Genomic DNA, 10,765 nt, shown 5'->3' on the forward strand with positions numbered 1-10,765 from the left:
TGCCCCGAGTATCGCTGAAAGTGACTGGGCATTCATGGCGTGGGTGCTATTTTCATACTGATTGTCGCAAGAGGAAACCAAAGTGAACCCGCTCGAACTGAGCAAGGCCGTCGGTGCCGTAACCGATGAAGATCTTCGCCGTGCCGCCGAGGCCAGTGCCGCCAGCCGGGCCGGACAACGCTCCACCGTCCTGGTGCGGGAGTTGGCCGCGCATCACCGCTCGCGCCTGCTCAAGCATTTTCTCGCCCTGGGCGAGGAAGATCGCCTGCTCCGTTTTGGCCAGTCCGTTGGCGACCACGTGATCGAAGCCTACGTGGACAGCATCGACTTCGACCACGACACCGTATTCGGCGTCTATGACGAAGACCTCGTGCTGATTGGCGTGGGGCACTTTGCCAACCTGCGCGACAACGCCCAGGGCCGCGTGGCCGAGTTCGGCGTGTCGGTCTCGCAGAGCGCGCGCGGCCGGGGTATCGGCAGCGCGCTGTTCGAACGCGCCGCAATGCATGGCCGCAATACCAATGTCCGCACGCTCTATATGCACTGCCTGTCGCGCAATGCCGCGATGATGCACATTGCCAAGAAGGCCGGCATGAAGGTGCAATATGCCTATGGCGAGGCCGATGCCTATCTGGAACTGCCGCCCGCCGACACCGTGAGCCGCCTGACCGAGGCGCTCGACGAACAGGTGGCCGACCTCGACTACATGGTCCGCCGCAACCTGCGCGACGCACGGCGCTTCGGCCTGCGCTTCTGGCGCTCGCTGCTGCCGCAGAAGCGCGTGGTCTGACGGCTCGCCCGCAACGGCATGACCGAATCGGCGCACCCTGGTGGTGCGCCGATTGCGTTTAACGAACCACTTACCAGGCCGACTTCCCCCGATCAGCCCCCGGCCACCGGCAGCGCCGTGGTGTCCTTGATCGACTCCAGCGCGAAGCTGGACCGCACATCGATCACCGACGGATGCGCCAGCAATTGCTCCTGCATGAAGCGGGCGAAGTGCTCCATGTCCTGCACATAGACCTTGAGCAGCAGGTCCATCTCGCCGGTCATGGCGTGGCAGGCGGCCACCTCGGGCCAGTTCTGGATGGCCGCGCGGAACTGGTCCAGCGGCGCCTTGCCCTTGGGCGTACCGCCCTGCTTCTCCAGCCGCACATTGATATAGGCGAGCAGCCCCAGCCCGATCTTGTAGGGCTCGAGCAGCGCCGCGTACTGGCGGATCACCCCGATTTCCTCGAGCCGGCGGATCCGGCGCAGGCATGGGCTCGGCGACAGGTTCACGCGCTCGGCCACTTCCAGGTTGGTCAGCCTCCCGTTGGTCTGCAGGACCTCCAGAATCTTGCGGTCGATCTTGTCCAGCTCCACCTTGCTCACGTTTTGTTGCTCCGCAGTATATTTGTCGGCAATTTTTTTGCGCAAATTTAGCAAGTCAGGCACAAGTACGCAATTTATTTGATGAGATATCCGCCTGAACCGCCCTCGACGTGCGCCGGCGGTGCGCCCCGGAGAGGCAAGGATGGTGCCAACTTCGGCACTTTCCGGGGTACCCAGACAAAAAAAAGCGCGACCCGAAGGTCGCGCTTTCCAGCGGGGTGGCGAAGACTTAGCCGCCGCTGCTCGACGGCACCGCCGGGGCCGAGGCGCCTGGGCCGCGGCCGGGGCCGCCGTGGCGCTTCATGTGTTCGTCGCGCATCTTCTTCATGCTCGACTCCACTTCGGCGGTGGTCACCTTGCCGTCGCGGTTGGCATCGATCGCATCGAAGCGGTTGGCCATGCGCGGGAACGCGGCCTTGAACTCGTCACGGGTCAGCGCGCCGTCGTTGTTCTTGTCCGCTGCCTTGAATTTGGCTTCGAACTCGGCCTTCATCTTGGCGCGATGCTCTTCCATGGCGGTCTTGCGGTAGGCCGCCAGTTCCGACTTGTCGAGCTTGCCGTCCTTGTTGGTATCGATCTTGGCGAACATCGCGTCGGCCTCGGCCTTCGAGATGGCGCCGTCGCCGTCGGTATCCACCGACTTCAGCCACATGCCGCCATGGTGGTGGCCGGGGCCGCCGTGGCGACCTGCCATGTCGCCGCGCGGGCCGCCTTGGGGGCCTTGCGCCGCCGGGGGGGTGGTCGGTGCCGGGGCCGGGGTGGTGGCCTGGGCGAAAGCGGCGCCCGCCACCACGACCATGGCCGAAGCGGCCGCGAACTTCTTCAGGATGTGGGTCTTGTGAGTCCGTTGCATGTCTGTGCTCCTTTTCGTCATGTTGGGCATGTACGGATTAGAACGCAGACGATCTCGCAAAGTTGGCACTTTTAATACGATGTTACGGGCCTCACAGAATGGACGACTCGCGTAAACATGCGAAAGACAGCCCAATATTGCGCAACCGTTTGAAACGGTTGCGTCAGCCGCCCCCGGGGGCGTCAGGCATGCCTGGAGGCATCTGCGGCGGCGCCACCTGGGGCTGCGGCTGCATGGTCTGCTGCGGTGGTGGCTGATAAGGCTGATAAGGCTGCTGGGGCTGCTGGGCCGGTTGCGCCATCGCACCAGCCGTTACGGAAGGCGGCGGTGCGAGGTTGCCCGGCGGTTGCAACGGCGTGGAGAGCGGCGCGGCGGCGCCCGATGGCGGTGCCGCCGGCGCGGGGCCACGGCTGCCGGCGCTCACGCCGGTCTGGAGCGGCAGCGCGATTTCCTGCCGCACGCCGTTGCGTTCGATCACGATGTTGCGGCCGTGGATCTCGGTCAGCTTGATCTGCGGCGACAGCGACGTCCCGGCGCGCACGGACTTGGCCGGCCCGCCGTCGAGCGAGAGGATGGCGGCGGCCGGACCCACGCCGTCGAGGTCCGCCACCACGCCGATCAGCTGCACGTCACGCACGCCCGCCTGGGCGCTGCCGCCGAACAGCGTGGCCACGGCGCCTGTCTCCACCGCCTCCGTCTGCGCCACGCGCGCGCTCTTGGGCACCGGGATCGTGCGCATCGCGCTGAACGCGAGCACCCAGTGCGTCACCAGCGCGCACAGTGCCACAAATAGCAGCAGCCCCGCGACGCGGGGCAGCCAGGGAGCGGAGAGGTCGAAGCGAAGCGGAGACCGGGAAAGGGTGGCCACGAGACAGTACGCCGGCACGCCGACGATCAAAGAAGATCGCCTAGCGTACCAGACGCATGTGTCGGCTGTCAGTCGACTGTCAATCGGCGGTCCGCCAGCCGGTCAGAGCAGGTCGTCGAGCAGGTCGGGACCGAACACTTCGCGATGGATATGGCCCACCGGAATCCCTGCCGAGATCAGCGCCAGGCGCTGGGCCTGCATGAAGCCGATCGGGCCGCACATATAGAACTGGCCGTCCTGGAACGCGGAGGTTTCCTCGGCCGTCAGCAGCGCGTGGATCGGCAGCGTGCCGACGTGATCGTAGTCGTGCCCGGCCACGTCGCCCGCCTGGGGCGTCTCGTAGCTGATATGGGTACGCAGGTTGGGCATGCGCTCACGCGCCCAGGCCAGGTCCTTGCGGTGGGCGTGGTGACGGCCATGGCGCGCCGCATGGGCGAACAGCACCGGGCGGTTCGGGTTCTCCAGCGCCAGCGTGCGCAGCACGGCAATCATCGGCGTGATGCCGATGCCGGCCGACATCAGCACCATCGGCTTGGTACCGGCCAGCGCGGGCGCGAAGTCGCCCCACGGCGTGCTCACGTTCAGCGTCGTGCCGACATGGGCGGTGTCATGCAGCCAGTTGGAGACGGCGCCGGCCGGGGTCTCGGCATTGCCGGCCTCGCGCTTGACCGAGATGCGCCACGTCGGCAGGCCACGTTCGGCGGAAAGCGAATACTGGCGCAGCTGACGGCCGCCATCGGGAAAATTGGCTTCCACGCTGATGTACTGGCCCGGCGCGAAGTCGCGCAGCGGCGTGCCATCCTCAGCGGCCAGGGTCAGCGCCACCACGGCATCGCCCTCGTTCTCGCGGCGTACCACGCGCACGGCCTGCAGCTCGCCCGCCTTCACGTTGTGGCGGTCGTAGAGGCGTGCCTCGGCGGCAATCAGTTCGCCGGCCAGCAGCCAGTAGGCTTCGTCCCAGGCGGCCATCAGCGGCGGCGTGGCGGCGTCGCCCAGCACGGCGGAAATCGCTTCGAGCAGATGCTTGCCGACGATCGGGTAGTGCGCGGAGGTCAAACCCACGGCCACGTGCTTGTGGACAATGCGCTCCACCACGGGCGCGAGCACGTCGGCGCGGTCCACATTGGCGGCGTAGGCGAACACGGCCGAGGCGAGCGACTGCTGCTGCGCGCCATTGGCCTGGTTGCCCATGTTGAACAGCCGGGTCAGTTCCGGCCGCGCGGCGAACATTTCGCGATAGAAGTGCGTCGTGATGGCAAGGCCGTGCTCACGCAGCACGGGAACGCTGGCATCGATATAGGGGCGGGAAGCTGCCGACAGCATCTGGAAAACTCCGAATTATCATGCATGTTGGATGCATGTTTTATCGCACAATAAAGCCGGCGCATGGCTCGAGGGTCCGGGATCTGTGGTCCCGGAACCGTCAGGCTGCTCGCCGGCTCAGGAAATTACGATGCAGGGTGATGATCGACTCGGCGGTACGGCTGCCGATGACATCGCCCAGGGTGACGCCGTCCAGCGCGCGGTAGAAGGCCTCCTCGGCCTCGTCCAGCGCCAGCTTCAGCCGGCAGTTGCCCTTGAGCGCGCACGGCGGATCGGCGCAGTCGACCACCGACTTGTGCCCTTCCAGCTCGCGCAGGATCGTGCCCACCGACAGCCGTTCCGCACCCGGCCCAAGCTGCAGGCCACCATGGCGGCCGCGCGTGGCCGTGATCCAGCCGAGCTTCGACAGCCGCGCAGCCACCTTCACGAGGTGGTTGTGCGAGATGTCGAATTGCTGGCCGACCTCGGCAATCGTGATCGGCCGGCTGCCATCCGCCCGCGATACATACATCAGCAGGCGCAGCGCATAGTCGGAGAAACGGGTCAGTTGCATCGTGGATGAAATACTAGATAAGATGCATTGAAGATGCAAGTTATAAATGCGCGGTTGCCGGGTACGCCACACCCCACACGAAACAGTCACGCCGCGGGGGTTATACTTTCTGGCCATACCCGGCCGTGCCTGCCCGCCAGGCGCGGAATGTCCATCCCGATAAGGCCAGACACACGATGCGCAGATTCGCCAACTTCTCCTCCGCCCGCACGCCCGCCACCGCCCGCCCGCATGGCCAGCGCCGTGCCCGCGGCTTCACCCTGATCGAGATCATGGTGGTGATCGTCATCCTGGGGGTGCTGGCAGCGCTGGTGGTACCCAAGATCATGAGCCGCCCGGACGAAGCCCGTATCGTGGCCGCGCGCCAGGATATCTCGTCGATCATGCAGGCGCTCAAGCTGTACCGCCTCGACAACGGCCGCTACCCGACCACCGAGCAAGGCGTGCAGGCGCTGGTCAGCAAGCCGACCACCGAGCCGGTGCCGAACAACTGGAAGGGCGGCGGCTACCTCGAAAGGCTGCCGAAAGACCCCTGGGGCCATGCCTACCAGTACCTGAACCCCGGCGTGCGCGGCGAGATCGACGTATTCAGCTTCGGCGCCGACGGCCAGGCCGGCGGCAGCGCCAACGACGCCGATATCGGCAACTGGGAATAAGTCCTCCCGCCTCCCGCTCCTTCATCCACATGGTCCCGGCGACGCCCGCCTTGCTACCGCGCCGCCCTTGCCCGCAGCGCCGCCGGCCCGCCGGCTTCACGCTGCTCGAATTGCTGGTGGTCATGGTGATCGCCGGCATCGTCATCTCCCTGGTGGCCGTCAACGCCTCGCCCAACGAGCGGGGCCGCGTGCTCGATGACGGCCAGCGCATCGCCCGGCTGTTCGAACTGGCCCAGGAAGACGCCCAGCTGGGCGCCCGCCCGCTGGCCTGGGAGGGCGATGCCGGCGGCTGGCGCTTCCTGGAATCCACCCCGCAGGGCTGGGTGCCGATGCGCGCCGATGTCTTCGCGCCCGGCCGCTGGCGGCTGGGGCTGGACAGCGTGATGATCGTCGAAGGCGGCCGGCGCGTGGGCACTGGCCCGCAGCGGCTGGTATTCGGCCGCGAACTGGTGGACGAGCCGCAGCGGCTGGTCCTCACGCGCGGCGACATCCGCGTGGACATCACCGGCGACGGCAGCGGCCGCTACCAGGCCACGGTGCCGCAATGAGCCGCCGCACGCTCCCCCGATCGACCCTCCGTCCGCAACACCGGTCCGGCTTCACGCTGATCGAGGTGCTGGTGGCGCTGACCATCCTCGCCGTGGCGCTCACGGCCGCCATGCGGGCGATGGGATCGATGACCGAGTCGAGCGCCGCGCTGCAATCGCGCATGCTGGCCGAGTTCAGCGCCGAGAACCATTTCGCCACACTGCGCCTCTCCAAGACCTGGCCCGAGGCCGGCACGCGCGGCTACGACTGCCCGCAGGGCGGCACGCCGCTCTGGTGCGAGGAATCGGTCTCGGGCACCCCCAATCCGTCGTTCCGGCGCGTGGAAATTGCCGTGTACCCGTCGGCCACCGACAAATCGGTCAGGCTGGCCTGGCTCGTCACCCTGGTTCCCAATGAAACGCGCGGCGTCCTCTGAGCGGCCCTCCCCCCGCAGCCATGGCCGGAATGGCCGAGGTGGCTTCACGCTGCTGGAGATGCTCGTCGCCATCACGCTGATGGCCGTGATGGCCGTGATTGGCTGGCGCGCGCTGGATTCCCTGACGCGCAGCCGCGAACGCCTGACCGACCACGACGCGCGCCTCGACGCCCTGAAGGTGCTCTACGGCCAGTTCCAGTCCGATTGCGAGCACCTGGCCAACCCCACCCAACTCCAGGCCAGCCCCGTGGAACTCGGCGCCAACCAGCTGATGCTGGTGCGCGACCGCCGCGACGAAGGCCAGCCCACCGCCTGGCAGGTGGTGGTCTACCGTGTGGATAACAACACGCTGGTCCGCATGGCCAGCCGCCCCGCGCTCTCCCGCAACGCGGTGCAGGGCGCGATGGTGAACCTGCGCCAGGGCGCGCCCGGCGGCGCCCAGGTGCGGCCGCTGCTGCCCGATACGGCCGAGCTGGCCGCGCGCGTCTGGGTGGAGCCAGCCGGCTGGCAGGCCGAGAACGGCCGGGTACGGGCCGCGCTGATGCAGCAGAGCGCCATCGACAGCGCGGCGGCACAGGCCGCAACCGCCGCCACGGCTGCCGGCGCCAGTGACGCAGACGCCAGTGCCGCCAATATCAACGGCAACGCCACGCTGCGCGCGCTGGAGTTGACCGTGCTGGCAAAGATGGGCGATGGCGACGCGCCACGCCGGTTCCAGAAAGTCTGCATGACCGGCCTATGAACGCGCGCCCTGCCCTCCCTCGCCACCGTACCCACCAGCGCGGCGCCGCCGTGGTCACGGCCCTGCTGATGGTGACGCTGGCCGTGGTCATCGTCTCCGGCATGCTGTGGCGCCAGCAGGTACAGATCCGGTCGATCGAGAACCAGCGCCTGACCGCGCAGGCCGCGTGGATCGAGCGCGCGGCCGTGGACTGGGCGCGGCTGATCCTGCGCGACGACCAGCGCCGCTCCCGGGTCGACTATCTCGGCGAGCCGTGGTCGGTACCGGTGGCGGAGACGCGGCTGTCCGACTTTCTCGGCGCCGGGCTGCGCACGGACCAGGCCGGGGAGACCTCGTTCCTGTCCGGCCGCATCGTCGATGCGCAGGCGCGCTTCAACCTCAACAACCTCTATATCTGGAACGCCTCGGGCACCGGGCGCGTGGTGGAGATCGACCTGCCCTCGCTGCTGGTCTACCGCCGCCTGCTTCAAACGCTCGGCATGAACCCGTCGCTGGCGGAGCCCACCGCGCAGTATCTGGTACGCGCGGCGCGCGGGGCGTCGCCCGACGGCCAGCCCGTGCCGCGCCCGCCCGACACCGCCGCCGACCTGCTTGCCATTCCCGGCTACAACCCGGCGATGGTGGCCACGCTGGAGCCGTTCATCGTGTTCCTGCCCGAAGCGACCAAGATCAACGCCAACACGGCCGAGCCCGAGGTGCTGGCCGCCGCCATCGACAAGCTCCCACTGGATCGCGCCCGCGAGCTGGTGCGCCAGCGCGACAGCGCCTATTTCCTCGATGCCAGCGACATCGTCAAGCGGCTGCGCGCCGTGGCGCCGCAGGCCGACACCACCGCCGCCGGAGCCCTTGAGGTAAGCACCCACTATTTCCTGGTGTATGGTCTGGTGCGGCACGAGCGCGCGCGGCGGCTGCAGGTGTCGTTGGTGCAGCGCGCCCCCACGCTCGGGAGCGGCAACACCACCCGTGTACTCTGGGTACGCGACACCGACCGCCTCCCCGAGGCGCCCTGAGCCGCGCAGGCACCCCGGGTGCGGCATGCTCCATAGATGTGGGACGAATGTCGGACGAATGTCGGCCCCAGATTCAGACAGGACTGTATTGACGTGCTTTAGTCACACAGGCAAGGTACGCTGTTGCGCCGAACCCGGGCGGCCTGCCGCGCCGCCCATCCAGACCGAGCGATTCCATTTAGGTAACCCTTGAGCACCACCCTCTACGTCCGCCTGCCGCAACGGCCGCACGACCAGCCGCAACCGTGGCAGTTTGGCGCCATGGCGTTTGCCTTGGTCCGCACGCCGGTGGCGGACAAGAGCCGCCGTCCGGGCCTGCCGCACGCCCCCGAACTGTTGCGCGAAGGCCACGCCTTGGCCGCCGACATGCCGGCGGCGGACCGCCTGGTGCTGATCGTGGCCGCCAGCGACGTGCTGCTGACCACGGCGATGGTGCCCCCGCTGCCCCCCGCGCGGCTGCGGCTGGCCCTGCCGAACCTGGTCGAGGACATGCTGGCGACGGACGCCGCCCCGTGCCATATCGCGCTCGGGCCGGCGCTGGACCCAGCGGCCACCGCCCGTGGCGCGCGCCGCCGCCTGCTGATGGTGACGGACCGCGCCTGGCTGCGCGCCGCGCTCGACAATTTCGCCGAACACAAGCACCGCCGCCGCCACGTAGTGGCTGCGCAGCTTTGCCTGCCGCTGCCGGAACCGGTCGAGGCAGTGCCCGCCGACGCCGAGGCGCCCGAGCCGGTGTTAGCTGGCGCCGGCGCTGCCCAGCCGGCTCCGGCCGTCCCGGTATCGAAGCCTGTCGTCCCGGTCCAACCGGCCACGTTGATCGTGGAAGCGGCTGCTACGGCACTTTCGCAATCCGCCTCGCTGCTCGACGTCACGGCCACCGCCACGACGGAAGCAACGCGCATGTGGCAGCTCACCGCCCGCACCGGCCAGTACGAAGGCTTCGGCCTGTTGCTGGGCGATGCCGCGCTGGCGGCCTGGCAGGCGCTCGCCCCGGCCGGCCAATGGCATGGCGATGCCACGGCGCGCGCCCACGCCCCGGTGCCGGCGCTCCGCGCGCAGCCCACGGTTACCCGCGCCTCGCGGATTTCCGAAACCTGGCGCATCTGGCTGACCGGCGCCGAAGAATGCCTGCAGAATCCCCAGCTCGACCTCGCCCAGTTCGAGTTCGCGCAGGGCCGCATGGATCGCTGGAACCTGCGCGCGTGGCGCCTGCCCGTGGCGCTGGCCGTCGGCCTGCTGCTGGTGCAGATCATCGGCACGAATATCCAGTGGCTGCTGCTGCGCAACGAGGCGAAGCGGGTCGAGGCCGCGCAGGCGGACCTGCTCCACACCGCCTTCCCCAATGTGCCGCAGATCGCCGAGCCGCCGCTGCTGATGCGCCGCCAGGTGGAACAGCTGCGCACGGCGAGCGGGCGCAGCGTGCCGGGCGATTTCCTGCCGCTGGCCGATGGCTTCGCGCGCGGCGCCCAGCAGTTGCCGCCTGATGCGCTGCTGGCGCTCGAGTACCGTGCGGGCACGCTCTATGTGACGCTGAAACCCGGCACCAACACCGGCGCGCTGCGCAACGCGGTGCGCCAGACCGGCCTGCAGATGGAAGAAGACAAGAATCCGCCGGACGCCGCACGCGGCGGCAGCTCGCCCCCGCAGGGCGCCACGCGCTGGATCGTGAAGGCTGCATCATGAAGATTTCGCGCCCTTCCACCCGGCCCAGCACCGTTTCCGCCCTGTCCGCCCGCTTCGCGCGCCTGAAGCCGCGCGTGCCGGAACGCTGGCGCGAACGCTTCGATGCCTTCTGGAACGCCCGCAACCCGCGCGAGCAGGCCATCCTTGGCGGCGGCGCCGTGTTGCTGGTGCTCGTCTTCGGCTACCTGCTGCTGTGGGAACCGGCCGCCGATGGCCGTGCCCGCCTGAACCGCAACCTGCCGCAGATGCGCGCGGACCTCGCCGAGATGGAAACGCTGGCGCACGAGGCACGCGGCCTGGCCGCCAGCCCGGCGCCCACGCTGCGCGGCGATGCGCTGACCCAGGCGCTGCAGGACAGCATGGGCCAGCACGGCCTGAAACCGACCCGGCTGGCGCCGACCGGCGACAATGCCGTGCAGCTCCAACTCGACAAAGTGCCGTTCGGCGCGGTAGCCGGCTGGCTCCAGGACGTACGCGCGCAGCAGCGGCTCAAGGTGGTCGATGCCCGCATCGCCTACGTGGGCGCCACGGCGCTGGTCAACGTGACCGCCACACTCCAAGGCCCCGGCTCGGGCGGCCGCAACTGATGGTCCGGCTGGAATCGCTGCGTCTGACGCGCCGGCGCGCGCCCGTGGCGCATGGCTGGAAGCGCGTGCGCTGGGCCCTGCTGGGCGTGGCCACGGTAGCCGTGACGGTGGCGGCCTGCGCGCCCGCCGCGTGGCTGGCCGAAAGCGTGGCC

General features: G+C 68.7%; 13 protein-coding genes. 8 read left to right on the top strand and 5 right to left on the bottom strand.

Going from position 1 to position 10,765, the window contains the following annotated elements; genetic code table 11:
- Positions 1-82: 82 nt before the first annotated feature.
- Positions 83-790 carry a GNAT family N-acetyltransferase gene (locus KHO18_RS19660; protein ID WP_144201963.1) on the top strand — a complete coding sequence of 236 codons (708 nt, stop codon included), beginning with the start codon at positions 83-85 and terminating at the stop codon, positions 788-790.
- Positions 791-882: 92 nt separating this feature from the next.
- Here KHO18_RS19660 and KHO18_RS19665 read toward each other — a convergent pair whose 3' ends face one another.
- The 5 genes from KHO18_RS19665 to KHO18_RS19685 form a co-directional block, all read right to left on the bottom strand.
- Positions 883-1,374, bottom strand: coding sequence for an Lrp/AsnC family transcriptional regulator (locus KHO18_RS19665; protein ID WP_144201965.1), 492 nt, complete (start codon positions 1,372-1,374; stop codon positions 883-885).
- A gap of 229 nt (positions 1,375-1,603) precedes the next feature.
- Positions 1,604-2,227: an EF-hand domain-containing protein gene (locus KHO18_RS19670; protein WP_144201967.1), complete on the bottom strand. Its 624-nt coding sequence runs from the start codon at positions 2,225-2,227 to the stop codon at positions 1,604-1,606.
- Positions 2,228-2,390: 163 nt separating this feature from the next.
- On the bottom strand, positions 2,391-3,095 hold the full coding sequence (locus KHO18_RS19675) for a general secretion pathway protein (protein WP_244844920.1): 705 nt from the start codon (positions 3,093-3,095) through the stop codon (positions 2,391-2,393).
- Between the two features lie 102 nt (positions 3,096-3,197).
- Positions 3,198-4,418, bottom strand: a complete 1,221-nt coding sequence (locus KHO18_RS19680; protein WP_144201969.1) for a globin domain-containing protein — start codon at positions 4,416-4,418, stop codon at positions 3,198-3,200.
- A gap of 100 nt (positions 4,419-4,518) precedes the next feature.
- Positions 4,519-4,971: an RrF2 family transcriptional regulator gene (locus KHO18_RS19685; protein ID WP_144201971.1), complete on the bottom strand. Its 453-nt coding sequence runs from the start codon at positions 4,969-4,971 to the stop codon at positions 4,519-4,521.
- Between the two features lie 176 nt (positions 4,972-5,147).
- On the opposite strand from KHO18_RS19685, the gene gspG reads away from it, so the two are divergent.
- From gspG to KHO18_RS19720, 7 genes are all read left to right on the top strand, one after another.
- Positions 5,148-5,627, top strand: a complete 480-nt coding sequence (gene gspG / locus KHO18_RS19690) for a type II secretion system major pseudopilin GspG (protein ID WP_144201973.1) — start codon at positions 5,148-5,150, stop codon at positions 5,625-5,627.
- Positions 5,628-5,656: 29 nt separating this feature from the next.
- Positions 5,657-6,175: a prepilin-type N-terminal cleavage/methylation domain-containing protein gene (locus KHO18_RS19695; RefSeq protein ID WP_149137164.1), complete on the top strand. Its 519-nt coding sequence runs from the start codon at positions 5,657-5,659 to the stop codon at positions 6,173-6,175.
- On the top strand, positions 6,172-6,591 hold the full coding sequence (gspI, locus tag KHO18_RS19700) for a type II secretion system minor pseudopilin GspI (protein WP_211943732.1): 420 nt from the start codon (positions 6,172-6,174) through the stop codon (positions 6,589-6,591). Before KHO18_RS19695 ends, gspI begins: the two co-directional genes overlap by 4 nt.
- A complete protein-coding gene (locus tag KHO18_RS19705) occupies positions 6,569-7,333 on the top strand; it encodes a PulJ/GspJ family protein (RefSeq protein ID WP_144201977.1) in 765 nt (254 codons plus the stop codon). Before gspI ends, KHO18_RS19705 begins: the two co-directional genes overlap by 23 nt.
- Positions 7,330-8,343, top strand: a complete 1,014-nt coding sequence (gspK, locus tag KHO18_RS19710) for a type II secretion system minor pseudopilin GspK (RefSeq protein WP_211943733.1) — start codon at positions 7,330-7,332, stop codon at positions 8,341-8,343. The genes KHO18_RS19705 and gspK overlap by 4 nt, the downstream gene beginning before the upstream one ends.
- A gap of 189 nt (positions 8,344-8,532) precedes the next feature.
- Entirely contained in the window at positions 8,533-10,026 is a 1,494-nt protein-coding gene (gene gspL / locus KHO18_RS19715; protein ID WP_211943734.1) for a type II secretion system protein GspL, read from the top strand.
- Positions 10,023-10,613 carry a type II secretion system protein M gene (locus tag KHO18_RS19720; protein ID WP_211943735.1) on the top strand — a complete coding sequence of 197 codons (591 nt, stop codon included), beginning with the start codon at positions 10,023-10,025 and terminating at the stop codon, positions 10,611-10,613. The genes gspL and KHO18_RS19720 overlap by 4 nt, the downstream gene beginning before the upstream one ends.
- The last annotated feature ends 152 nt before the right edge of the window (positions 10,614-10,765 follow it).

This window comes from Cupriavidus campinensis (genome assembly GCF_905397395.1).
Taxonomy (GTDB): Bacteria; Pseudomonadota; Gammaproteobacteria; order Burkholderiales; family Burkholderiaceae; genus Cupriavidus; species Cupriavidus campinensis.

Bases quoted from the DNA above. Each gene is read 5' to 3' on its own strand.
- KHO18_RS19720 (WP_211943735.1), top strand. From the start codon at position 10,023: ATGAAGATTTCGCGCCCTTCCACCCGGCCCAGCACCGTTTCCGCCCTG.
- KHO18_RS19685 (WP_144201971.1), bottom strand. From the start codon at position 4,971: ATGCAACTGACCCGTTTCTCCGACTATGCGCTGCGCCTGCTGATGTAT.
- KHO18_RS19695 (WP_149137164.1), top strand. From the start codon at position 5,657: ATGGTCCCGGCGACGCCCGCCTTGCTACCGCGCCGCCCTTGCCCGCAG.
- gspI (WP_211943732.1), top strand. From the start codon at position 6,172: ATGAGCCGCCGCACGCTCCCCCGATCGACCCTCCGTCCGCAACACCGG.
- KHO18_RS19680 (WP_144201969.1), bottom strand. From the start codon at position 4,418: ATGCTGTCGGCAGCTTCCCGCCCCTATATCGATGCCAGCGTTCCCGTG.
- gspG (WP_144201973.1), top strand. From the start codon at position 5,148: ATGCGCAGATTCGCCAACTTCTCCTCCGCCCGCACGCCCGCCACCGCC.
- KHO18_RS19705 (WP_144201977.1), top strand. From the start codon at position 6,569: ATGAAACGCGCGGCGTCCTCTGAGCGGCCCTCCCCCCGCAGCCATGGC.
- gspK (WP_211943733.1), top strand. From the start codon at position 7,330: ATGAACGCGCGCCCTGCCCTCCCTCGCCACCGTACCCACCAGCGCGGC.
- KHO18_RS19670 (WP_144201967.1), bottom strand. From the start codon at position 2,227: ATGCAACGGACTCACAAGACCCACATCCTGAAGAAGTTCGCGGCCGCT.